The organism is Occultella glacieicola, from assembly GCF_004353825.1.
Classification (GTDB): Bacteria; Actinomycetota; Actinomycetes; order Actinomycetales; family Beutenbergiaceae; genus Occultella; species Occultella glacieicola.
On the sequence record NZ_SMNA01000005.1, the window covers coordinates 422,109 to 446,175 of the forward strand.

The following is a 24,067-nucleotide window of genomic DNA, read 5'->3' on the forward strand; positions in this document are numbered from 1 at the left end:
CCACCTCGATACCCTGGCCGCACACCACAAAAGAACTGAGGGATATGTCCGGCACTCACGATTTCGTTGTCGTCGCCAATCGCCTGCCCGTGGACATCCGCATCGATGTCGACGGCGAACGTACCTGGACCCGCTCCCCCGGCGGCCTGGTGACGGCACTGGACCCGATCATGCGGGCCAAGGGTGGGGCGTGGGTCGGCTGGTCCGGTTCCCCGGACGCCGCCCTCGACCCGTTCGACGCGGACGGCATGTGGCTGGCCCCGGTGCCGCTGTCCTCCAAGGAGGTGGCCGCCTATTACGAGGGCTTCTCCAACGCCACCCTGTGGCCGCTCTACCACGACGTGATCGTCGACCCGGAGTACCACCGGGAATGGTGGAACTCCTACCTCGAGGTGAACCGCCGGTTCGCCGAGGCCGCCGCGGTGGCCGCCGCCGAGCACGCCACCGTCTGGGTGCACGACTACCAGTTGCAGCTCGTCCCGCAGATGCTGCGCAGGCTCCGCCCGGACGTGCGGATCGGGTTCTTCAACCACATCCCGTTCCCACCCGTGGAACTGTTCGGGCAGCTGCCCTGGCGCGCGCAGGTCATCGAGGGCCTCCTCGGGGCGGACCTGGTCGGCTTCCAGCGCACCGGGGACGCCGCGAACTTCCTGCGCGCCGTGCGCCGGTTCACCTCCTACGGCACCCGTGGCCAGGTGATCACGATCGGCAAGCACTGGACCCGCCCGGAGCGGCACGTGCGGGCCGCGACGTTCCCGATCTCCATCGACTCCGGGCAGCTGGACGAGCTCGCCCGCACCGAGGCCGTGCAGCAGCGGGCCGCCGAGATCCGCACCGAGCTCGGTGACCCGGACGTGCTGCTCCTCGGCGTCGACCGGCTCGACTACACGAAGGGGATCCGGCACCGGATCAAGGCGTTCGGCGAGCTCGTCGCCGAGAAGAAGCTGACCGTCCCGGCCACCGCGCTGGTGCAGGTGGCCAGCCCGAGCCGGGAGCAGGTGGAGCAGTACAAGAACCTCCGCCAGGAGGTCGAGGTGATGGTCGGGAACCTCAACGGCGAGCACGGTTCGCTCGGCCGCGCGGCCATCTACTACATGCACCACTCCTACCCCCAGGAGGAGATGGCCGCGCTGTACCGGGCCGCCGACGTGATGTTGGTGACCGCCCTGCGGGACGGCATGAACCTGGTCGCCAAGGAGTACGTGGCCGCCCGCAGCGACCTCGGCGGGGTGCTCGTGCTCAGCGAGTTCGCGGGCGCCGCGGACGAGATGAGCCAGGCCCTGCTGGTCAACCCGCACAACATCGAGGGCATGAAGAGCGCCATCATGAGGGCCGCCACCATGGACCCGCGCGAGGGGCGCCGTCGGATGCGGGCCCTGCGCAAGCGGGTCCTCGAGCACGACGTGACGCACTGGGCGGGCTCGTTCCTGTCCGTGCTGGAGGCGGTGCCACAGCGCGACACACACGTCTGAGCCCGCCCCGACGACCACGACGAGCCCTGAGGAGAACCCATGGACGAGTCCCTGACGGCGGCGCTCGCGGACTTCGCCGCGTCCTCCCCGATCCTGATCGCCCTCGACTTCGACGGCTGCCTCGCACCGTTCGAGCGGGACCCGGCGAACTCCCGCCCGCTGCCGGAGTCCGCCACGGCCCTCGCCCGACTCGGGACCGACCCCGGCGTGCAGCTCGCCCTGGTCTCCGGCCGTCCGGCGGCGGACCTGCTCGCCCTCGCCTCGCCGCCCGCCGGCACCTGGCTGGTGGGCAGCCACGGCGGGCAGACCGGCGAGGTCCGCGCCGACGGCACCTTGCACCTCGACGCGTTCGAACTGACGACGGCGCAGGCCGAGTTGCTCGGTGCCGTCACCGAGGCGATGGCCGAGGTGGCCGACGCGCACCCGGGTGCCTGGGTCGAGCGCAAGCCCGCGGCCGCGGCCCTGCACACCCGCGGCCTCGATCCCGCCGCGGCTGAGGCGGCCCTCGCCGCGGCGATGGTCGGTCCCGGCACCTGGCCGGGCGTACACCCGATCCTCGGGAACCAGGTCGCCGAGCTCGCCGTCCTCGAGGTGACGAAGGGGCAGGCGCTCGAGCGTCTGCGCGCCCGCCCGGCGCGGGAGGCGACGACGCCCACGGAGGCGAGTTCCGCCGTCGGGCGCCGGGTGCTGTACGCGGGCGACGACGTGACCGACGAGACGGCCCTGGCCACCCTGCGAGACGGCGATCTCGGCGTGAAGGTCGGCGCCGCCCCGAGCGTGGCCGCGCACCGGGTTCCGGACGAACGGGGGGTGGCCCGGATGCTCACTGATCTCGCGGACCGGAGGGTGACGCGGAACACCCCGTGACGTGTGGCACAATCATGGTGGCTCGCAGCCATGCGGGCCGTGTCAGCGGAGACACTCTGACACCTTTCACAACGGATCGTCCGGCACGTACCTGCCGGTGAAGGGAAAGACCAGTCATGGCATCGGTCACTTACGACCAAGCGACCCGGGTGTACCCGGGCCAGGAGCGTCCCGCGGTGGACGCGCTCAACCTCGAGGTCGCCGACGGCGAGTTCCTCGTTCTCGTCGGCCCGTCCGGCTGCGGTAAGTCCACCTCGCTGCGGATGCTCGCCGGCCTGGAGGACGTGAACTCCGGCCGGATCCTCATCGGCGACCGGGACGTCACCGACGTCCAGCCGAAGGACCGCGACATCGCGATGGTGTTCCAGAACTACGCGCTGTACCCGCACATGTCGGTGGCGGACAACATGGGCTTCGCCCTGAAGATCGCCGGCACCCCGAAGGCGCAGATCCGCGAGCGCGTCGAAGAGGCCGCCAAGATCCTCGACCTGACCGAGTACCTCGACCGGAAGCCGAAGGCGCTCTCCGGTGGTCAGCGTCAGCGTGTCGCCATGGGCCGCGCCATCGTGCGTCAGCCCCAGGTGTTCCTCATGGACGAGCCGCTGTCCAACCTGGACGCCAAGCTCCGCGTCCAGACGCGTACGCAGATCGCGTCGCTGCAGCGTCGTCTCGGGGTCACCACCGTGTACGTGACCCACGACCAGACCGAGGCCCTGACCATGGGTGACCGCATCGCGGTCCTCAAGGACGGTCTCCTCCAGCAGGTCGGCACCCCGCGGGAGATGTACGACACCCCCGCGAACGTGTTCGTCGCCGGCTTCATCGGCTCCCCGGCCATGAACCTCGGTAGCTTCGCCGTCGCCGACGGCAAGGCCAACCTGGGCGACACGCACATCCCGCTGACGCGCACCACGATCGACGCGCTGACCGAGGAGGACAAGGGCGAGATCACCCTCGGCTTCCGTCCCGAGTCCCTGGACGTCGCGACCGAGGGCGAGGAGGGCGCGTTCGCCATCAACGTCAACCTCGTCGAGGAGCTCGGTTCGGACGCGTTCGTGTACGGCCAGCTGGCCGCCCGCGAGGTCGCCGAGCACGTCACCTCCGGCGCCGGTGAGGCCCAGCTGATCGCGCGCGTCGACCCGCGCCGCCCCCCGATGAAGGGCGACAAGATCTGGGTCAAGGTCCGCGCGGGCGAGGCGCACGTCTTCTCCTCCGCCACGGGTCTGCGCCTGCCGGCCTGATTCCACGCAGCACACGAGGGGGCGGGTTCCTGACGGGGCCCGCCCCCTCGCGCGTGCCCCGGCGGGTCCGCCCGGGCCCATGCTCGAGGGGGCCGACGCGCCCGGGGGCCGAACCTGAGAGACTTCTCCCATGCCACAGTCCCTGCAGATCACCGCCGCGGCTCCCGACCCGGCGCTGCTGGACCTGCCCTGGCACGTGCCGCTCGAGGACTGGCCCGCCTCCCATCTGGCCGCGCTGCCCCGCGGGATCTCCCGGCACGTGGTCCGGTTCGTGAAGCTCTCCGGGCGGGTCATCGCGGTCAAGGAGATCGGTGAGTCCGTCGCCTACCGCGAGTACGCGCTGCTGCGGGACCTGAACCGGCTGGACGTGCCGTCCGTGGAACCGGTCGGGGTGATCACCGGGCGGACCGCTCCTGACGGGGAGCCGCTGAACTCCGTGCTGATCACGAAGCACCTGAAGTTCTCGCTGCCCTACCGGGCCCTGTTCAGCCGGAACCTGGGACCGGACATGGCCACCCGGCTCATCGACGCCCTCGCCGTGCTGCTGGTGCGCCTGCACCTGACCGGCTTCTACTGGGGCGACGTGTCGCTGTCGAACACCCTGTTCCGGCGGGACGCCGGCGAGTTCGCGGCCTACCTCGTGGACGCCGAGACCGGGGACCTGCACGAGACGTTGACCAAGGGCCAGCGCGAGTACGACCTGGAGATCGCCCGGGTCAACATCATCGGCGAGCTCATGGACCTGGCCGCCGGTGAACTCCTCGTCGACGAGGAGATGGACACCGTCGCGGTCGGCGAGATGATCGTGCAGCGCTACCAGGAGCTCTGGGACGAGCTGACCGGGACCGAGGAGTTCGGCGCGACCGAACGCTGGCGGGTGATGGACCGGATCCGCCGTCTGAACGAGCTCGGCTACGACGTCGGCGAGCTTCAGATGACGACGGACCTGGACGGCACCACCGTGCAGATCCAGCCGAAGGTCGTCGACGCCGGGCACCACCACCGCCGGCTGATGCGGCTGACCGGGCTGGACGCCGGCGAGAACCAGGCCCGGCGGCTGCTCAACGACATGGACACCTACCAGGCGGCCACCGACCAGCAGGGCGAGGACGAGGAGTTCGTGGCCCACGAGTGGCTCTCGGATGTCTTCGAGCCGACCGTACGCGCCATCCCGCGGGAACTGCGCGGCAAGCTCGAGCCGGCCGAGATGTTCCACGAGGTGCTCGAGCACCGTTGGTTCATGGCGCAGAACGCCGGTCACGACATCCCGACCGCGCAGGCCGTGACCTCCTACGTGGAGAACGTGCTGCGGCACCGGCCGGACGAGGAGGCCGTGCTCGGCCTCGACACGGCGACCCTGGCGGCCATCGAGCCCGACTGAGCCGGACGGCGGCCCCCGAGCCCGGCCTTGGACGAACGGAACCGACCCGCCCGGCCGGACCTGCGCCGTCGGGCGTGTCCGGCGGCTACGGGCGCGCCGGGTCGGGCTCGGCGAGCGCGGCGTGGACCGACGTGCCGGCCAGCAGGTCGGCGACGTCCACCCGCGCACCGGTGCGGCGCGAGGAGTTCGCCGCGATGCCCACGAGCACCGAGCGCAGGCCGTCGGCGAGCCCGGCCGGACGCCCGAGCGGGTCGAGGGCCGGCCCACGGAACACGTCGGTCAGGAGCTGGACGTCGCCACCGCCGTGCCCGCCCTCGCCCGCGGGGATCGGCACCTCCTCGGCGATTTCCCAGTGGCGCTGCACGAGCAGTCGCTGCCCACGCGCCCGCACCCCGTCGGCGCCGGCCACGTTGGCCGGGGAGTTCGCGTCGAGGATCGGGTGGCCGTGGGCGTCCGGGACCACCGCGGACCGCTCGACCACCTCCAGCTCGGCCCGGCCCTCGGTGCCGTTCGCGGTGACCCGGTACCCCTCCCACGGCGAGTGCGCGTTCAGGGAGTAGGTGAGGACCGAACCGCGCCCGTAGCCGACCATCACGGACATGTTGTCCTCGATGGAGATGCCCGCCGAGAACACGTCCACGTCCCGCAGGTACCCGTCATGGTGCTCGGTCTCGTAGTACAGGCGGCGCAGTTCCGGGTCGGTGCGCAGATCGAGGGCGAACGGGTCCCGGGTGGGCGGGTCCACCGTGCCGCGGGCGGGCCGGGCCGGCAGACCGCGGGCGATGGCGTTCTCGCGGCCGTAGAAGCGCAGGTCACCGGCCGCGAACACCCAGGCGGGGGTGTCGGTGAGCCACCAGTTGACGAGGTCGAAGTGGTGGGACGCCTTGTGCACGAGGAGCCCGCCGGAGTTGGCCCGGTCCCGGTGCCAGCGGCGGAAGTAGTCCGCGCCGTGGGCGGTGTCCAGGGCCCACTCGAAGTGCATCGAGGTGACGGTCCCGATCCGCCCGGAGTCGATGACGTCCTTCAGGGCGCCGTTGCGCGGCGCGTAGCGGTAGTTGAAGGTCAGCACCAGGGACCGCCCGGTGGCGGCGACGGCGTCGGCGATCCGCTCGCACCCGGCCAGGTCGATGGTCAGCGGCTTCTCGACCACGACGTCCGCCCCGGCCCGGAGGGCCCCCGCGGCCAGATCCGCGTGGGTGTGGTCGGGGCTGGTCAGGATGACCCGGTCGACGCGCTCGGCCGTGACCATCGTCTCGAGGTCGGCGGGCAGGTACCGGACCGGCATCGGCACCCCCGGCCGAGCCCGGGCGACCAGGTCGTCGTAGACGTCCAGCCGGCCCGGGTTCGGCTCGCACCACGCCACCAGGTCCCCGGTGTCGGAGAACGGGCCCAGCAGTGCGTCGATGTACATCCGTGCCCGTGAGCCGGTGCCGATGATCGCGTACCTCGTCATCTGCCGGTGCTCCTCTCGTCGGTGCTGAGCTCTGGCCTACTTGATCCCGGTCGTCGCGATGCCCTTGACCAGGTACTTCTGGCCGAACAGGAACACCACGAAGACCGGGATCAGGGAGACGATGGACATCGCGAACAGCGCGCCCCAGTTCGAGGACCCGGTGGAGTCCACGAACGTGCGCAGGGCCACCGGTACCGTGTACATGTCCGGGCTGGTCAGGAAGATGAGCTGGCCGAAGAAGTCGTTCCAGGTCCAGATGAACGTGAAGATCGCCGTGGTGGCCAGGGCCGGCAGGGACAGCGGCATCATGATCCGGGCATAGATGCGGATGTGCCCGCACCCGTCCAGGCGGGCGGCCTCGTCCAGCTCCTTCGGGATGCCCCGGAAGAACTGGACCATCAGGAAGATGAAGAACGCGTCCGTGGCGAGGAACTTCGGGACGATCAGCGGAAGGAACGTGTTGATCCAGTCCAGTTCGGAGAACAGCACGTACTGCGGCACGATCACGACGTGGATCGGCAGCATGATCGACATCAGCATGATGGCGAACCACAGCCGCCGGCCGGTGAAGTTCAGCCGGGCGAACGCGTAGGCCGCCATCGAGCAGGAGACCAGGTTCCCGAGCACCGCCCCGGCCACCACCACGGCGGAGTTGGCCAGGTAGTGCGTGAACGGGTGCGCCAGCGCGTTCCAGCCGATCGTGTAGTTGGTCAGGTCCCACGCGGCGGGCAGCAGGGAGGGGTCCCGGAAGATGAGGTCGTTCGGTTTGAGCGAGCTGGACACCATCCACAACAGCGGGTACAGCATCACCAGACCGAAGGCGATCAGCAGCAGGTGCCGGACGACCGAGCGCACCCGGGACCGCCACGTCAGTGGCCGGCGGGCCGGTGGCGCCTGCGCCGCCAGCTCGGACAGGCTGCCCCGACGCTCGCTCGGGGCCGGAACCGGGGGCCGGGGCCCGCCGGAACGGGTGTCAGTCACCGTAGAACACCCAGTATTTGGAGGCGAGGAAGTTCACGGCGGTCATCCCGGCGATGATCACGAGCAGTAGCCACGCCATCGCCGAGGCGTAGCCCATGTCGAACGCGCCGAACCCCCGCTGGTAGAGGTAGAGCGTGTAGAACATCGTCGAGTCCGCGGGCCCACCGGTGCCACCGGACACGACGAAGGCCTGCGTGAAGGACTGGAACGCGCCGATCAGCTGCAGCACTAGGTTGAAGAAGATGATCGGGGTGAGCAGCGGCAGCGTGATGGAGCGGAACCGCCGGGCCCGGGACGCGCCGTCGATCGCGGCGGCCTCGTAGTAGGTCTCCGGGATCTGCCGCAGCCCGGCCAGGAAGATCACCATCGGCGCCCCGAACGTCCAGACGTTCAGGACCATCAGGGTGCCGAGCGCGTAGTCCGGGTGCGACACCCACCCCTGCCCCTCGACGCCGAAGATCCCGAGGAAGGCGTTCACGAGCCCGTTGGTGCCGAACACCTGGCGCCACAGGATCGCGATCGCCACCGACCCGCCGAGCAGCGACGGCAGATAGAACACGGACCGGTAGATCGCCAGTGCGCGTAGGCCCCGGTCCAGCACGATCGCCAGCAGCAGAGCCGCCGCGAGCTGCAACGGCACCGAGATCAACACGTAGCTGAACGTGACCCCGAGCGAGTTCAGCAGCCGTTCGTCGGTGAGCATCCGGGCGTAGTTCTCCCACCCGGTCCAGTTCGGGTCCTGGAGCAGGTTGTAGTCCGTGAAGGACAGGTACAGCGAGGCCACCAGCGGCCCGGCGGTGATCACGAACAGTCCGATGAACCATGGGGCCAGGAAGAACGCCGCGGCCCGGTTGTCGCCCTTCTGCGCGGCGCTGCGGCTCTGCCTGCCATGCCTCGCCTGCCGGCCCCGGCGTCCCCGGTCCGGCTCGCGGCGCAGGCCGCTCAGTTCCTGGAGTGCGGACATCGTCGTGGACCTCCCTCGGCGTCGATGGATCTCACGATCAGGAGATCGCCGCGGTCACCTCGGTCACGAACGCCGCGCCCGCATCCTCGGGGGTGGTCTGCCCGAACAGCACCTCCTGGTTGAGCCGGGTCAGGATCCCGGCGCTCTCGGTGGACCCGGTTGGCCCGATGACGAAGTCGCCGTCGATGAACTCGCTGACCTGGCTGAGGAAGTCGAACTCGACCTGCGTGGTCGGCTCGAGCCCCTGCTCGGACAGGTGCGCCCGGATGGTCTCGTTCGAGGGGACCCCACGGTCGGTGCCGATCAGGTCAGCGGCCTCGGTGCTGTTGACCAGGAAGTCGACCAGGCGGGCCGCCGCCTCCGGGTGCGCCGTCTGCGCGTTGATCGTGTACAACTGCGAGGCCTGCTGCCACATGGCGGAGCCGTTCTCACCGGTGTCACCAGGCACCCGCATCAGGATCAGCTCCTGGCCGGAGGCGTCCCGGAACGCACCGAGGTTGTTCGACCAGCCGAAGGACATCGCGGCCAGCCCCTGTCCGAGGAGCGACTGCTCGGGTGAGGTCTGGGTGGTCAGCTCGGAGGTGATCGTGGCCGGCGGGGTGGCGCCCGACTCCATGAGACCGGAGCCGTAGGTGAACCAGTCGGCGACCAGGTCCGGCGTCGCGTTCAGGCTGCCGTCCTCGAGGTAGAGCCCGTGCCCGGACCGGTGGTTCAGGTACAGGTCGAGCACCTCGGCGGATGTCGGGTCGGCTGCGCCGTAGGTGCCGTCCGGGGTGTTCGCGCTGATCTCGGCTGCGAGGTCCGCGAAGTCCTCCCAGGTCCAGGAGTCCTGGTCGGGCAGGTCCACGCCGGCCGCCTCGAAGATGGCCGGGTTGATCACCACCCCGTAGGTGTTCGCGCCGGTCGGTACCCCGTACTGGGTGTCGGAGAAGAACCCGTTCGACAACGCGCCGGCGTCCAGGGTGGAGGTGTCCAGGAACTCCGAGACCTCGCCGAGGTCGAGCAGCGCGCCGCGGTCGCCGTACTCACGCGGGTAGGCGCCGCCCATCGTGATCACGTCCGGGGCGTCACCGGCGGCGACGGTGGTGGCGAGCCGGTCGAAGTAGGCGTTGAAGTCCACGTACTCGGTCTCGACGGTGATGCCCGGGTTGGCCGCCTCGAACACGTCCACCGCCTCGTTCGTGATCGCGGCGCGGTCCTCGTTGCCCCACCATGCGAACCGGATCGTGACGTCACCGCCGTCGGCGGACGTCCCGCCGTCATCCCCCGGCTCCGCGGCGGGATCCTCCCCCTGCCCACACGCCGCCAGAGCGAGCACGAGTCCCGCGCCGACGACGGCCGCGGCGCGTCGCCCGCGGCCGGTTCTCGCTGAGTGTCCGATGTTGCGCATGGTCCATCCCTCCCGGCGCGTCCTCGCGCCGATCCGCTTCCGCTGTGAAGTGAGCCTGGATGTCGATCCCTGTTTACACCGGTGTAAATGCACCATGTGACGGCCAGTGCTGTCAAGACCCCCGGTCAGCCGGTTGCCGTGGACTCGCGGATCTTCACCCGGAAACCGGCCACGATCTCGTGGGCCGGTTCGTCGCCGGTCCCGTCGTGCACGCCGGCGCCGCCGGCGAGCCGGTCGGCGAGGAGCCCGACGGCGGTGCGTGCGATCCCGTCCCGGTCCGGGTCGATCGTGGTCAGGCTCGGGCGCGAGAACCTGGCCTCCTCGATGTTGTCGAAGCCGGCCACGGCGACGTCATCGGGCACGGACAGACCTCGTTCGTAGAGTTCCCGCATGGCCCCGATCGCCATCACGTCGTTCAGCGCGAAGACGGCCTCGGGGACCGCCCCGCTCGCGAGGATCTGCGACATCGCGGCGGCCCCGGTCTGTCGGCTCCAGCGCTCGCCACCGGCGAGCAGGCGCGGATCGACCTCGGCCCCGGCGGCGGCCATCGCGGCGCGGAACCCGCGGGCGCGCAGGTTGCCGGCCCCGGTCTCGGCATCATGGCCGCCGATCAGCGCGATCCGGCGACGCCCGGTGCCGAGCAGGTGCTCGGTGATCGCCCGGGCGCCGTCCTCGTTCGCCATCGCGACATGGTCGAGCCCTCGGCGCAGGGCCCGCTCGCCGAGCAGCACCAGGGGGAAGTCGACGTCGAGCGCTCCGGCGTCCACCGAGCGCAACGCCGTCGGCGAATAGAGCAGCCCGTCCGTCATCCGTCGGCGCGGACTTGAGAGCACCTCGAGTTCCCCCGCACGGGTGCCGCCGGTCTGTTCGATCAGCACGGTCAGGCCGATCCGGTCGGCGGCGGCGATGACGGCATCGGCGAGCTCGGCGAAGTAGGCGAGGCGCAGCTCGGGCACCGCGAGCGCGATCAGCCCGGTCCGGCCCAGGCTGAGGTTCCGGGCCGTGAAGTTCATCTGGTAACCGAGCTCGTCGATCACCCGGAGCACGCGGTCCCGCATCTCGGGACGCACATGCGGGTAGGCGTTGACCACGTTCGAGACGGTCTTGAGGGAGACCCCGGCCCGCTGCGCCACGTCGCGCATCGTCACGGCACGCACCGCCGCGCTCACCTCCGCCCGTCCGGGGGTCCGACCGAACCCCGCCACGGGGGAACTATGCCACCCGACGGCGCGCAGCGGTCAGCGCGTGCTGAGGTACTGGCGGACCCGCGGCAGCGTGGCCACGGCACCGTTCAGCAGCGCCGTACCGAGCAGCACGATGCCCACGACCCCGAGAGCCCGCTCCCCGGCTGAGGCGCTCCCACCGGCGCGGCGGGACCGGCCGGCCCGGCGCAACAGTGCCAGCCCGATACCCAGCTCGACCCCCGCGGCAGCGGCCGGCACCCAGGACCGGCCCACCTCCTCGGCGCTCTCGTAGAGCGCGTATGCTCCGGCCCGGGCCTCGTCGGCAGCGACCTGCGCGGCGCGCCGCATCGCCTCGGTGACCGTGATCGGGTCGATCGTGACCACACCCTCCAGGCTGGCGGCGTCCACCTCGTGGTCGAGGAACCCCGTGATCGACGCGGGCAGGCCCAGTGCCGCCACCAGGGCGGCAGGTCCGCCGTCGGAGGAGCGCTCGAGCGCCGCGCGTAGGGCCGCCGGGTCCGCTTCCGGGCGCACCACGGCCAGATCCCGGACCAGCGCGCCGGCGCCGAGCTCGGTGTCGATGAAGGTCGCCACCAGCTCGGCCACCCGGGCCTGCGTGGGCACAGCCGCGAGCGCAGCGTCCCAGGTGAACAGTTGGGTCCGCTCCGGTGTCTCGATGAGGGCGACCGACGGGAACACGGCGCCGCGTTCGAGCAGCACGGCGGGCAGATGCTCCTCGGCCCAGGTGAGTTCGGTGAGCACCGCACCGCTCTCGATCAGGACCAGACGGTCGTCGCCGTGCGGGGCCGCGTGCAGGCGCACCCCGGCGGCGGTCGCGAGGGACTCGAGCTGCGGCACGGTCGCCGGGGTGAGGACCACGGCCCGGTCCGGCACCCGCGCGGAGGCGACGTCGATCTCCGGATCGAACGGGTCGTCGTCGGGCTCCTCCACCCCGTCGCCCGGCTCGGGCGTGGCGTCGAAGCCGATCTCGTCGAAGCCGACGTAGGCCTGGCACTCGCGGGCGAGCGCCTCCGTGAGTTCGGCGACCTTCGGGCCGGGGACGATGTGCTTCCCGTCCTCGGCCACGACGGCGACCCGGTCCTCGTCGTCGGTCGCGATCGTCACGGCCACGGCGTACGGGGCCTCGGGGTCGGACTCGATCAGCGCGACCACCTGGGCGCCGTCGAGAAAGCCGTGGGCCCGGGCGGCGTGAGGGGTTCGTGCGCTGACGATCCCGGAGCGGCGGCGCCACGTCGGTGTACTCGTCATGGTCACGACCCTACCGACCGCGCGGTGTGCCGACACCCGCAACGCCGGGCCCGGCCAGGTCAGGCCGACGCGGCGTCACGGCGCTTGCGAGCGACCTCGTACAGAGCGATCCCGATCGCCGTCCCGGCGTTCAGGGACTCGGTGGACGCCGCGATCGGGATCGAGACGATCAGGTCGCAGGTCTCCCTGACCAGGCGGCCCAGGCCCTTCCCCTCGGAGCCGAGCACCAGCACCAGCGGGTCGCCCGCGAGGTCCAGGTCACCGATCTCGGTGGGTCCGTCGCCGTCGAGGCCGACGACGAAACAGCCGGCCTCCTTGTACATCTCCAGAGCCCTGACCAGATTCGTCGCGCGGGCGACCGGTATCCGGGCAGCGGCCCCTGCCGAGACCTTCCAGGCCGACGCCGTGACCCCGGCCGCACGCCGCTGCGGGACCACGAGCCCGTCCACACCGAACGCACCGGCGCTGCGCAGGGCGGCCCCGAGGTTGCGCGGGTCGGTGATGCCGTCCAGCGCGACGATCAGCGGGGTCCGCCCGTTGCCCGTGGCGAGGTCGAGGAGCGCCTCCGGTTCGGCGTAGGAGTACGCCGGGACCTGGATGGCCACCCCCTGGTGCACGCCGCCGTCGGTGAGCCGGTCCAGCTCGGCCTTGGAGACCTCCAGCAGCGGCAGCGAGCGGGCGGTCACCTCGCGCAGGATGTCCCGGATCCGGTCATCGGAGTCGATCCGGCTGGACAGGTACACCGTGGAGACCGGGATGTCCGCCCGCAGCGCCTCCACCACCGAGTTCCGGCCGCCGACGATCTCGTGGCTCTTCGCACCGGACCGACCTTGCGAGCGGTTCTGGGACCTGCCCTGCCCGCCGCGGCCGCCCTTGCCGGCGTCGCGCTCGGAGGAAGCCTTCCGCTTGGCGGCCGGGTGGTAGGGCCGGTCCTCCGCCTTCGGGGTGGGCCCCCGGCCCTCGAGGGCCTGCCTGCCGTGGCCGCCGGTTCCGACCCGGGCACCCTTCTTGGAGCCCGGCTTGCGCACGGCCCCCTGACGTCGAGAGTTACCGGCCACCTGTGCCACCCTTCACGCTCCACCGGGCTCCGCCCGGGGAGTCCTCGACAACGATTCCCGCTGCCGTCAGTCGATCCCGCAGCGCGTCCGCACGCGCCCAGTCCTTCTCGGCCCGCGCCTGGACGCGCTCGGCGAGTACCGCCTGCACGAGGACGCCGAGCGCTTGCTCCGCTCCGCCGTCGGCCGCTTGTGCTCCCGCCCACGGCTGCGCCAACGGGTCCAGTCCGAACACGTCCAGCATCGCCCGCACCCGGCCCTGTGCGGCGCGCACCTGCGCCTCGTCCCCGGCGGCCAGGGCGTTGTTGCCGCCGGTCACCTGCTCGTGCACGACGGCGAGCGCGGCCGAGACGTTCAGGTCGTCGTTCATCGCGGCCGCGAACGCGTCCGGCACCTCGACGCCGGCCACCTCCGCGGGCGTGAGCGCACCGACGAGCTCCACGGCCCGCTGCACGAACCCGGAGATCCGCTCCCAGGCGGCACCGGACTCGTCGAGGCTGGAGTCGGAGAACTCGAGCGTGGACCGGTAGTGCACCGCGGCGAGCGCGTAGCGCAGCACGACCGGTTCACCCCGCTCCAGGACCGCATCGACGGTGAGGGAGTTCCCGAGCGACTTGCTCATCTTCTCCCCACCCACGGTCACCCAGGCGTTGTGCATCCACAGGTTCGTGAAGCCCCAGCCGGCGGCCTGCGACTGGGCCTGCTCGTTCTCGTGGTGGGGGAAGCGCAGGTCGATACCACCGCCGTGAATGTCGAAGGACTCACCGAGGTACTTGCGCGCCATCGCGGAGCACTCCACGTGCCACCCGGGGCGCCCCCGGCCCCACGGAGTGGGCCAGGAGGCGCCGTCCGGGTCCGTGTCCTTGGTGGCCTTCCAGAGGGCGAAGTCCCGCGGGTCGCGCTTGTCCGAGGCCTCCTCCTCCACGGTGGAGAGGTTCTCCAGGAGCTGCCGGGTGAGCTCGCCGTACTTGCCCCAGGAGCGCACGTCGAAGTACACGTTGCCCTCGTCGCCGACGTACGCGTGGCCGCGATCGACGAGCAGCGCGATCAGCTCGACCATCTCGGTGACGTGCCCGGTGGCGCGCGGCTCGTACGTGGGCGGTGTGACACCGAGCGTCTCGTAGGCGCGGTTGAACTCCCGCTCGAAGCGGTGTGCCCAGGCCCACCACGGCACCCCGGCGTCGGCGGACTTCGTGAGGATCTTGTCGTCGATGTCGGTGACGTTGCGCACCAGGGTCACGTCCTCGCCGTTGCGGCGCAGCCACCGGAGGAGGATGTCGAACGCGATCGCCGAGCGCAGGTGCCCGATGTGCGGCGCGCCCTGCACCGTGGCGCCACACAGGTAGATGCCGACCCGCCCGGGTTCACGGGGGACGAAGTCGCGCACCTCACGGGTGGCCGAGTCATACAGGCGCATGGTCACCACGGGAGTTTATCGGCCACCCGTCGCTGCGGGCACCCGCGCTCGCCCGTGAGGAAGTCGCCGACGCCCCGAGGCAGCCCTCACGTGAGGGCTTCCTCGAGGCGTCGGGGACGGACAAGGCGGTCGACGGCGGGGGCCGGGTCGGGCGCCCTCCTCCCGGTGGCCGGAGCGCGGGGTCGGGCGCCCGGCTCCCGGCGGCGGGACCTGCTCAGGGGGCGGCGATCACGTCCTGGCGCTGGGAGCCGAGACCCTCGACGCCGAGCTCGACGACGTCACCGGGGGCGAGCCACTCCTGCGGGGACTTGCCCATGCCGACGCCGGCGGGGGTGCCGGTGTTGATCAGGTCGCCCGGCTCGAGCACCATGAACTGGCTCAGGTAGTGCACGATGAACGTGGGCGAGAAGATCATGTCCTTCGTGGAGCCGTCCTGCTTGGGCTCGCCGTTCACGGTCAGCCACAGGCGCAGGTTCCGCACGTCGCCCGCCTCCTCCGGGGTCACCAGGTAGGGGCCCGCCGGGTTGAAGGTCTCGGCGGACTTACCCTTGGACCACTGGCCGCCGCGCTCGATCTGGAAGGCGCGCTCGGACACGTCGTGGGCCGTGAGGTACCCGCCGATCACGGCCTCGGCGGCGGCCTCGTCCTGGAGGTAGCGCGCGCGGGCGCCGATCACGATGCCGAGTTCCACCTCCCAGTCCGTCTTCTCCGAACCGCGCGGGATGTGCACGGTGTCGTTGGGGCCGACGAGCGTGTTCGGGGACTTCGTGAACAGCACCGGCTCGTCCGGGGCGGCGGCGCCCGACTCGGCGGCATGGTCGGCGTAGTTGAGACCGATGCACAGGATCTGGTGCGGCCGGGCGATCGGCGCACCGACGCGTTGGCTGCCGAGATCGGCCACCTGGCCGGCAGCCACCCGCTCGGCCACCACCGGGGCCAGCGCCGCCGGTCCACCGCCGGCCCAGAACGCGGCGTCCACGTCGCCGATCACGTCGGACACGTCGACGTAACGACCCTCCTCGACGAGCACGGCCGCCCGCTCCGCTCCGAACTCTCCGACTCGCAACAACTTCATTGTCTCTCGCCTCTCGTGGGATGCCCGGGCCCGGGCACGGCTGGGACGTCCACCGACTCCGATCAGGCCGAGTCTAGGAGTGCCCGGACGGCGCCGGCGTCGGCGGCCGGTGGGCGAGACGCGCCGAGCTCCCGCCTCGGTGTGACGACGTCGGGCGGTCTACCCACGCGACCCCCTGATGTGAGACGGTAACGGCGGGCGAACTTCTGGCGAACCTATCCCGAACCGTGAGATGCAACGTAGCCACTCCGATAGCAGCACCAATAGCCTTCCTAGCGGGCTCACATCCGGGGGCAACCGAGTCCATCGGCTGCCGTCGGTCCAGGAGCGCCCGACTGCTCCATCCGAATGGCATCGCCCGGCGACGCGCGATGTGCGACGAACCAAGGAGATTCGATGAAACGCCTCACCGCCGTCCTGGCATCCGTCAGCCTCGCCGCCGCCGGCCTGGCCGTCACCGCCACCGCCGCCTCGGCCGCCCTCACCACCCGGTGTGTGGGCGAGGCCGGTGCGGTCACCGTTCCCGGTGACCTCGTCGTTCCGGCAGACAAGACCTGTGTGCTGACCGGCACCACGATCGACGGTCGCGTCCGACTGCAGCCCGGCTCGAACCTGATCATCACCGACGGCACGATCACCGGTGCCGTCGTGCTGAACGCGGACAGCTACTTCGATGCGGTCGGCACCTCGGTCGCCGGCAACATCAACAACCGTGACGGCTACGGCGTCTACCTCGAGGACTCAACGGTCGCCGGCGCTTACGTCGGCCAGGCCGGCGAGTCGGAGAACCCGTTCTTCTACGCCGTCGGTGCGCAGGTCGACCGCCGCGTGGAGGCCGCCCAGGGCGCGATCTACCTGGAGAGCACCCAGGTCGGCGGCGCGGTCAGCACGACCGGCACCGAGTACACCGACGTGGTCGACTCCACTCTGCTGTCCAGCCTGACGGTGTCCGGCAACGCCGCGGGCACCACGCTGTGCGGCTCGGAGGTCGACGGTGACGTCACCTACACCGAGAACGGTGGCGTGCAGGTCGGCACCGGTTCGTCGATCGCGGCCTGCGAGGACGTGACCTACATCGGGGGCAGCCTGAACGCCTCCAACAACACCGTCGGCGTTGCGGTCAACGAGACGATCATCCGCGGTGACCTCGGTGGCGAGGGTAACGACCCGGCTCCCACGGGCGCCGACAACCGCGTCCGCGGTGAGATCTCCGGTCAGTTCGTCGACCTGGCCCCCGCCGAGCAGCAGCCGCAGGCCCGCACGTTCGGCGCCGAGGTGTCGAACGAGCAGCAGCTCCTCGACAGCATCGAGCAGCGTCGCACCGCCGGTGAGGCCGAGGCCGCCGCGGACGGTCCGGCCAACCTCTGAGTCACCAGCACCACCCAGGTTCATCCCGGACGCCCGGGTGTCGGCCCACCGGCCGGCGCCCGGGCGTTCGTCGTCCCTGCCCTCACCCACGCGCTGAGATAGGACCCGCCGCTTCGAGATCGGCCACGCCGAAGGGCGATCTCGAGGCGGCGGGTCCTATCTCGGCGGGGCGAGGACGGCCCAGTCAGCGCTGGGGGAACTCGGCGGCGAGCGCACGCACGGCGTCCTCGTCGACCGTCACCCCCAGTCCGGGGGCGGTGGGCAGGGCGACGCGGCCGGCGGTGACGGCACCCTCGGCCATGAAGTCCGCGGCCATGAGCGGCTCGGACTTGACCGCCGTGTGCGGCCCGTACTCCATCGCCGCCAGCGACTCGGCGGCGCCGCTGACCTGCAGCCCGGCGGCGTAGGCCAGCGAGGTGGCCATCGAGTGGTGCGGGGCGATCGGCACGTAGTTCGCCGCCGTGACGCCCGCGATCGCGAAACCCTCGCTGATGCCGGTGCGGCCGATGTCCGGCTGGGCGATCCCGACGGCCCGCCGCGAGCCCCACTCGGCGAACTCGAACCGGTGCCGCATCGCCTCGCCCACCGCCACCGGAGTGGCGAGGTCCTGGGCGAGCAGCTCGTGGCCGCGCAGGTCCTCGGGCGCCAGCGGCGCCTCGAAGAACCAGATCCCCCGGGCGTCCAGCGCCCGGCCGAGCGAACGGGCCGGGCCGAGCTGGTGTACCCAGTGGGCGTCCACCGCCACCCGGGGCGCGGGGCGGTCGCCGGCCGGCTCGCCCGCGAGCGCCTCCAGGACGGCGTCCACGGTGGCCAGTACGGTGTGCGGGTCCATGGTCAGGTGCAGTTTCATGGCGTCGAAGCCGGCCCGGTGCGCGGCGACGGCGTGCTCCGCCTTCTCCGACGGCGTCGCACCGCCGACCGTGGTCAGGTACAGCGGGATCTCGGTCCGGTAGGCACCGCCGAGCAGGGTGTGCACCGGCAGCCCGTGGATCTGGCCGGTCAGGTCCCAGAGTGCGATGTCCAGGCCGGCGACGGCGTCGGCGTGGTGGCCGTTGAGGTGGCCGCGCTCGCGCATGCTCTCCTGGAGGCGGAACGCGGTGGGCCGGGGCCCGTCGAGCTCGGTGCCGACCAGCAACGGGGCGAACACCTCGTTGATGATGACGGCGGGGGCCTCCGGGGCCACGGGCGCAAGGGCCTCACCCCAGCCGACGTGGTCGGCCGTGGCGATCCGCACGAGCACCGTCTCGTCGCGCGCCGGGTAGACGCTGCGGACGTTCGGAGCGGCCCGGTAGCGCGCTCCCCCGGCATCGCGACCGGGGGCCACGGGCAGCTGCAGCGGGAACGCCTCGACGGACGTGATGGTGGACATCGGGGTGACGACCTTTCTGGCGATGGTGGGCGGCACCTGGTGGTGGCCGATACGGGTAGCCGGTCGCAGTGCCGGCCGGCACTAGTGCGGCGGTTGACCGCGGAACGGCGCGGCCGGCGGCGCGGACACGCCGACCTCCGCGGCGAGGATGCGGCCGCTGTCCGGCGGGACCGGATCGAGGCCGACCCGCGCGGTCGTGATGAACAGGACGCCGTCGGCGATGGTGACGGCGCTGGGCCGCGGTACGCCGGTCTCGACGACCGCCACCACCTCCCCGTCCGGCGAGATGCGCCGCACCTCGGCCGCGTCCCACATCGCCACCCAGATGCAGCCCTCGTCGTCGACGACCAGGCCGTCCGGATTCCCGCCGGTCAGGGTGGCGACGGTTCGGCGCCCGGTGATCCGGTCGCCGTAGACGTCGAACGCCTCCAGGCGCCGATGCGGGAGGGTGTCGATGTAGTACAGCGTCGCGCCGTCCGGGCTGAACCCGATCCCGTTGGACACCGTGACGCCGCTCAGCACCGTGGTCACGGCGAGGTCGGGACCGACCCGGTACAGCGCCGACGTCGGTTCCCGCGGGACGGACTGGGTGCCGACCCAGAACGCGCCGTCGGGCGCGCAGACGCCGTCGTTGAGGAACCGGCCCACGCCGTCGCCGACGCCGTCCACCCACACGGAACGGCCGCCGTCGGGCGTGACGTGCCAGAGCCTCTGGCCGCCCGCGACCGCCCAGCCCGCGCGCCCGGCGACCAGGGGGGCGCCCACGCCGATGCGGGAGCCGAGCTCGGCGAGGTCGGCCGTGAACGACTCGGTCAGGACCGTGCCGTCGAAGGCGCCGGAGTGGAACGTGCCACGGTGCATGTCGACCCAGATCAGGTCGCCGGTCCGGGGATCGACCCGGATCGACTCGCCCTGCTGGTAGGTCTGCGTGCTGACCGGTTCAGCTCTTGACCGCACCGGCGATGCCCTCCACGAACGAGCGCTGCAGGAAAAGGAACACGATGACGATCGGGATGATCGCGATCGAGGCGCCCGCGGCCAGGCCGGTCCAGTCGGTGGTGTCGGTGCCGAAGAAGTTGTACATGCCGACGCCGAGGGTGCGCAGTTCGGGCCGGCCGAGGGTGAACACCAACGGGATGAAGAAGGAGTTCCACGCCCCGATGAAGTTCATCAGCACCACGGTGCCGGTGACCGGCTTGGCGAGTGGCAGCATCACCGAACGGAACGTACGCAGGTACCCGGCGCCGTCGACCCGGGCGGCCTCGCCGAGCTCGTTCGGGATCCCCGAGAAGAACCCGACGTACAACAGCACCGGGACCACCAGTCCGGGGGCAGCCTGCGCGATCGCGGCGCCGAGCAGTCCGTCCTGGAGCCCGAGCGCGTTCACCAGCTGGAACACCGGGATGATCGTGTAGCCGTGCGGGATGAACATCGCCGCGACCAGGACGCCCATCACGATCTTGCGGCCGGGGAGGGTCTTCTCGCGCAGTGCGTACCCGGCCAGGGATGCCACGAGCACCTGGATCACGACGACCGCGATCGCGAACGTCAGCGTGTTTCCCGTGTACTCGCCGAAGCGGCCGGTGGTCCAGGCCCGGACGAAGTTGTCGAGCGTCCATTCGTTCGGCCACAGCCCGATCCCGCCGAGCAGCATCTCCGCGGGGGTCTTGAACGCGGCGGTCACCATCCACAGGAACGGGTAGATCCAGATGAAGCAGAACGGGATCAGGAACAGGTGCCACCAGCGCATCCGGCGGGACTGGCCGCTGACCCGGTTGCGCCCGCGCCTCGGCGATCCGGGCGGCGGGCCCGCCTCACCGGCGACCTGCGAGGCGGCGTCGACCCCGGCCTGAGCCCCGGCCCCTGGGGTGATCAGGGCACTCATTGGGCACTCCTCTTCAGCCGGCCGGCCAGGAGCGGACCCTGGAGCAGCGTGATGATCAGGGTGAACACGCCGAAGATGACCCCGACGGCACACGCGAAGCCGTACCGCGGGGCGGCGATGTTCGCATCGAAGGCGTACCGGTAGATGTACGTCGGCAGCACGTCGGTGGAGAACACGGGCCCACCGCCGGTGACCGCCTGGACCAGATCGAACGTGTTCAGGCTGCGCTGGAAGGTGAGCAGCAGGATCACCACGGCGATCGGCATGATCACCGGCACCGTGATGTTCGCCAACTGCTGGCGGGCACCGGCGCCGTCGAGCTTCGCGGCCTCGTAGAGGTCCTTCGGGACGGTCTGCAGCGCGGCCAGCCAGTAGATCAGGGTGATCCCGAAGCCCTTCCAGATGTCCACCACGACCAGGGTCGGTAGGGCGATGTCCGGGTTGCCGAGGAAGTTGATCGGGCGGTCCACGAAGCCGATCGTGAGCAGCACCTCGTTGACCACCCCGCCCACCGGTGCCAGCAGCACCGCGATGACCAGGCCGATGACCGCCGTCGTGGAGACCACCGGGAGGAAGATCGCGAGCCGGTAGAAGGTGCGGCCCCGCAGCAGCGTGTTGTTCAGCAGCATCGCGAGACAGAGCGCGGCCGGGAGTTCGACGAACAGGGCACCGAGGGAGAAGAAGAACGAGTTCCAGAACGCGTTCCAGAAAGCGCTCGAGTTCAGGGCCTCGCGGAAGTTGTCCAGACCGACGAACACCTCCGGCGGGCCCACACCGTCCCAGTCGAAGAACGCGTAACCCCAGGAGGCGATGATCGGCCACAGGCTGAACGCCGTGAACAGGACCACGAGCGGCACCAGGAAGAGCCAGCCCCAGAGCACCGCCTGACGTCGGGCGCGGGTCTTCGAGGGCGCCCTCGGCTTCGTGGGCGCCTTCATCACGGCCGTGGTCATCTCTGCACCTCCATCGTCTTGGCGGAGCGCCGCCGCGGACCTTCCGCGGGCGGGGTCGGGACGGGCCGGACGGCCCGCGACTCCCGGCGGGAGCCTACGGGCCGTCCGTGCGAGCCGTGCCTCATCCGGCCGTGTAGTCCTCGAGCGGGTCCCAGTCGGCGAAGGTCAACAGGTCTCGGAGGTCGGGGGTGTCCGCCTCGTACTGGACGATCAGCGCCTCGACCTGGCTGTCGATGTTCGCTGCCAACGGCTCGTAGTCCACGTTGTTGACGATCGACTCCAGGTACGCGTTCTTGAGGTCCAGATCCGCGTTGCCGCCGGCATCGGCCCAGAAGGCCTCCGCGCCCTGGGCGAGCAGTTCCGGGTTGGGAGACGTGCGGATGTCCGTGGCAGCCACGGCCAGGATCCCCGCCTGGTCCTCGTTCTCCTGGGCCTGGTCCTCCCAGGCCACCTGGGAGGCCGTGAACGAGCCGAACTCCTCGTAGTATGCCCTGTAGAAGTCGACCGAGCCGAGGAAGTCCATGGCCGCGAGGGCCACCTCGGGATTGGCGGACTCCGACGACATCGACCAGATCGGCTGGTGGGCAGCCGAACGCGCCGCGTAGGCGACCCGCCCGCTCTCCGGGAGCGGGATCGAGGCGATCCCCAGGCCGATGTCCGGCGCCAGTTTGCGGATCTCGGCGACGTGCCACGTGGCCGAGGGGTACATCGCCAGGCGGCCGGCGGCGAACTCCGTGAACGGGCGGCCACCGTCCCAGCTCTCCCAACCGGGCATGTTGACGCCGTTCGCCTGCAGTTGACGCCAGAGCTCGACGGCGGCGACCCCGTCGGGGTTGGCCAGGTCCGGTGTCCCCGTGGTCAGGTTGACACCCGGCTTCTGTGCGAACGGCTGCACCACCTCGATGAGGTACTGCGGCGCCACGGGAGCCACGCCGAACACGCTGCCGCCACCGTTCTCGGTGATCGTGGTCGCCATCTCGACCATCTCGTCCCAGGTCGCGGGCGGGGCGTCGTAGCCGTTCTCGGCGAGGATGTCGGTGTTGTAGAGCCACAGATGCGTGTAGCCCCAGTCGCCCCACACGAGCGGGATGCTGACCAGCTTGCCCTCCCGGTGCAGACCGGAGGACGTCGGCTCGAGCGAGCCCTCGGGGAACCTCGCGGTGAAGTCGTCGTTGACGAGATCATCGAGGGGCGCCACCCAGCCACGGTCGTAGAAGCGCGTCAGGGCGCCGGAGCCCTGCACCCGCATCACGTCCGGCCCCTCGCCCTGCTGGAACATCAGCTCGAGCGCGTTGAGCTGCTGGTCGGAGGGGTTCTCGATGATGTTCACCGTGACCCCGGGGTTCGCCTCCTCGAAGAGATCGAACTGGGCCCGGTAGAACTCGCTGGCTCCGGGTGGGTCCGGTACCAGGGCGACCGTGATCTCACCGCTGAGTCCGCCCTCGCCACCGGAGGTACCGGCGTCCGTCGGGTCCTCGTCACCGCCGCCACCGACCAGGTTGCAGCCCGCGGTGGCCATCACCACGCCCGCCCCGAGCAGCACCGAACGCCGCGAGAAGCCACCGGCACTTCCTTGTGTCCTCGTCATTGCACAACCTCTCTGTTGTCTCTCGGATGTCGCCAGGGATACAGGCGTGCTGTCCATCCGTCGCCCACTGTACACGTCCCCTGGTTCCATTATCTACGATATGGTTCCTTCACCCTTCGGTTGGCCAAGGCATTCAACCGAGGCCCTTCGACGGGGAAGAAATGAGGCTTCTGATGCAGAACGTAGCGATCCGCGGGCTGGTGCCCGTGCTGGCAACGCCGTTCACCGACGCGCTCGACCTGGACCGCGGCTCGCTGCGCCGGCTCGTGGAGTTCCAGGCCCGGTCCGGCGCCGACGGCGTCGCGATCTTCGGCATGGCGAGCGAGGCGTTCACGCTGACCACCGCCGAGCGGGAGGCGATCCTGACCGACGTGGTCGCGGCGGCCGGCCCGCTGCCGGTGGTCGCCGGAGTTGGTGCCACCGCGATCGCGCCGGCCCTGGAGCAGCTGCGCCAGTTGGCCGACGGCGGCGCTCGCGCGGCGATGGTGCTGCCCCCGTTCATGGTGAAGCCCGGTCCCGGCCAGCTGGTGGAGTTCTACGCCACGCTCGCCGCCGAAGCCGTCCGACTCGGCGTCAGCATCATGGTCCAGGACGCACCCGGCGCCACCGGAGTGGCCATGACGCCGGAACTGATCGCCGCACTGGCGGACATCGACGGAGTCGACAGCGTCAAGGTGGAGGCACCGCCCACCCTGCCGAAGATGTGCGCGGTGGCGGCCGCCCTCGGCGACCGGCCGATGGCGATGCTCGGCGGGCAGAACGCCCAGTTCGTCCTCGACGAGTACGCCTGCGGGGCCGTGGGCACCATGCCCGCCTGCGAGTTCACCGACCTGCTCGCGGTCACCCTGGCCACCTGGAACGCCGGCGACCGCGCCACCGCGCGGGAATCGTTCGCCCACCTCCTCCCGCTGATCGTCTGGGGCCTGCAGTCCGGGCCCGCGTGGGCGATCCACAAGGAGGTGCTCGTGCGGCGCGGCGTCATCGACTCGGCCGCCGTGCGCGCTCCCGCCCAGCCGATCCCGCCCCGGATGGCGGAGCTGCTGACCGAGGTACTTGCCCCGCTCCCCCTGGCACCGGCTAGCGTCTGAGCCACAGCGCGGGCCCGAGCCGTCCCAGGTTCGGGCCCGCCTCCGATCCACCGAACAGGGAGTATCC

The 24,067-nt window shown here is 71.0% G+C and carries 20 protein-coding genes; 6 read left to right on the top strand and 14 right to left on the bottom strand.

Annotation, left to right across the window (positions count from 1 at the left end; all coding sequences use genetic code 11):
- Positions 1 to 44: 44 nt before the first annotated feature.
- The 4 genes from EXU48_RS12315 to EXU48_RS12330 all read left to right on the top strand — a co-directional run bounded on the left by EXU48_RS12315 (position 45) and on the right by EXU48_RS12330 (position 4,961).
- On the top strand, positions 45 to 1,472 hold the full coding sequence (locus EXU48_RS12315; protein WP_133107939.1) for an alpha,alpha-trehalose-phosphate synthase (UDP-forming): 1,428 nt from the start codon (positions 45 to 47) through the stop codon (positions 1,470 to 1,472).
- Between the two features lie 39 nt (positions 1,473 to 1,511).
- On the top strand, positions 1,512 to 2,339 hold the full coding sequence (gene otsB, locus EXU48_RS12320) for a trehalose-phosphatase (protein ID WP_133107940.1): 828 nt from the start codon (positions 1,512 to 1,514) through the stop codon (positions 2,337 to 2,339).
- Positions 2,340 to 2,455: 116 nt separating this feature from the next.
- On the top strand, positions 2,456 to 3,580 hold the full coding sequence (locus tag EXU48_RS12325) for an ABC transporter ATP-binding protein (protein WP_133107941.1): 1,125 nt from the start codon (positions 2,456 to 2,458) through the stop codon (positions 3,578 to 3,580).
- A gap of 130 nt (positions 3,581 to 3,710) precedes the next feature.
- A complete protein-coding gene (locus EXU48_RS12330; RefSeq protein WP_133107942.1) occupies positions 3,711 to 4,961 on the top strand; it encodes a DUF4032 domain-containing protein in 1,251 nt (416 codons plus the stop codon).
- Positions 4,962 to 5,046: 85 nt separating this feature from the next.
- Here the strand turns inward: EXU48_RS12330 and EXU48_RS12335 are convergent, their stop codons facing one another.
- The 9 genes from EXU48_RS12335 to EXU48_RS12375 form a co-directional block, all read right to left on the bottom strand.
- Entirely contained in the window at positions 5,047 to 6,414 is a 1,368-nt protein-coding gene (locus EXU48_RS12335) for a Gfo/Idh/MocA family protein (protein ID WP_133107943.1), read from the bottom strand.
- A 36-nt stretch (positions 6,415 to 6,450) separates the two neighbouring features.
- Positions 6,451 to 7,395, bottom strand: a complete 945-nt coding sequence (locus EXU48_RS12340) for a carbohydrate ABC transporter permease (RefSeq protein WP_407938732.1) — start codon at positions 7,393 to 7,395, stop codon at positions 6,451 to 6,453.
- Entirely contained in the window at positions 7,388 to 8,359 is a 972-nt protein-coding gene (locus EXU48_RS12345; protein WP_133107944.1) for a carbohydrate ABC transporter permease, read from the bottom strand. The genes EXU48_RS12340 and EXU48_RS12345 overlap by 8 nt, the downstream gene beginning before the upstream one ends.
- Positions 8,360 to 8,396: 37 nt before the next feature.
- Complete coding sequence (locus tag EXU48_RS12350; protein WP_133107945.1) at positions 8,397 to 9,749, bottom strand: ABC transporter substrate-binding protein; 1,353 nt, start codon at positions 9,747 to 9,749, stop codon at positions 8,397 to 8,399.
- A gap of 125 nt (positions 9,750 to 9,874) precedes the next feature.
- Complete coding sequence (locus EXU48_RS12355) at positions 9,875 to 10,954, bottom strand: LacI family DNA-binding transcriptional regulator (protein WP_235856988.1); 1,080 nt, start codon at positions 10,952 to 10,954, stop codon at positions 9,875 to 9,877.
- Between the two features lie 33 nt (positions 10,955 to 10,987).
- Positions 10,988 to 12,202, bottom strand: a complete 1,215-nt coding sequence (locus EXU48_RS12360; protein WP_133107946.1) for a hypothetical protein — start codon at positions 12,200 to 12,202, stop codon at positions 10,988 to 10,990.
- A gap of 59 nt (positions 12,203 to 12,261) precedes the next feature.
- Positions 12,262 to 13,260 carry a 23S rRNA (guanosine(2251)-2'-O)-methyltransferase RlmB gene (gene rlmB / locus EXU48_RS12365; RefSeq protein ID WP_133107947.1) on the bottom strand — a complete coding sequence of 333 codons (999 nt, stop codon included), beginning with the start codon at positions 13,258 to 13,260 and terminating at the stop codon, positions 12,262 to 12,264.
- Entirely contained in the window at positions 13,250 to 14,680 is a 1,431-nt protein-coding gene (gene cysS, locus EXU48_RS12370) for a cysteine--tRNA ligase (protein ID WP_133107948.1), read from the bottom strand. Before cysS ends, rlmB begins: the two co-directional genes overlap by 11 nt.
- 208 nt (positions 14,681 to 14,888) lie before the next feature.
- Complete coding sequence (locus tag EXU48_RS12375) at positions 14,889 to 15,749, bottom strand: fumarylacetoacetate hydrolase family protein (RefSeq protein ID WP_133107949.1); 861 nt, start codon at positions 15,747 to 15,749, stop codon at positions 14,889 to 14,891.
- Positions 15,750 to 16,145: 396 nt separating this feature from the next.
- On the opposite strand from EXU48_RS12375, the gene EXU48_RS12380 reads away from it, so the two are divergent.
- The gene (locus EXU48_RS12380) at positions 16,146 to 17,117 is read left to right on the top strand and encodes a hypothetical protein (protein WP_133107950.1); all 972 of its coding nucleotides are present in this window, start codon (positions 16,146 to 16,148) and stop codon (positions 17,115 to 17,117) included.
- A 184-nt stretch (positions 17,118 to 17,301) separates the two neighbouring features.
- Here the strand turns inward: EXU48_RS12380 and EXU48_RS12385 are convergent, their stop codons facing one another.
- From EXU48_RS12385 to EXU48_RS12405, 5 genes are all read right to left on the bottom strand, one after another.
- A complete protein-coding gene (locus EXU48_RS12385) occupies positions 17,302 to 18,486 on the bottom strand; it encodes a mandelate racemase/muconate lactonizing enzyme family protein (protein WP_133107951.1) in 1,185 nt (394 codons plus the stop codon).
- A gap of 81 nt (positions 18,487 to 18,567) precedes the next feature.
- On the bottom strand, positions 18,568 to 19,443 hold the full coding sequence (locus EXU48_RS12390; protein WP_133107952.1) for an SMP-30/gluconolactonase/LRE family protein: 876 nt from the start codon (positions 19,441 to 19,443) through the stop codon (positions 18,568 to 18,570).
- Positions 19,427 to 20,371: a carbohydrate ABC transporter permease gene (locus EXU48_RS12395; protein ID WP_133107953.1), complete on the bottom strand. Its 945-nt coding sequence runs from the start codon at positions 20,369 to 20,371 to the stop codon at positions 19,427 to 19,429. The genes EXU48_RS12390 and EXU48_RS12395 overlap by 17 nt, the downstream gene beginning before the upstream one ends.
- Positions 20,368 to 21,324 carry a carbohydrate ABC transporter permease gene (locus EXU48_RS12400; protein WP_133107954.1) on the bottom strand — a complete coding sequence of 319 codons (957 nt, stop codon included), beginning with the start codon at positions 21,322 to 21,324 and terminating at the stop codon, positions 20,368 to 20,370. Before EXU48_RS12400 ends, EXU48_RS12395 begins: the two co-directional genes overlap by 4 nt.
- Before the next feature lie 121 nt (positions 21,325 to 21,445).
- Entirely contained in the window at positions 21,446 to 22,912 is a 1,467-nt protein-coding gene (locus tag EXU48_RS12405) for an ABC transporter substrate-binding protein (RefSeq protein WP_165962791.1), read from the bottom strand.
- Positions 22,913 to 23,085: 173 nt separating this feature from the next.
- On the opposite strand from EXU48_RS12405, the gene EXU48_RS12410 reads away from it, so the two are divergent.
- Positions 23,086 to 24,000, top strand: coding sequence for a dihydrodipicolinate synthase family protein (locus EXU48_RS12410; protein WP_133107956.1), 915 nt, complete (start codon positions 23,086 to 23,088; stop codon positions 23,998 to 24,000).
- The last annotated feature ends 67 nt before the right edge of the window (positions 24,001 to 24,067 follow it).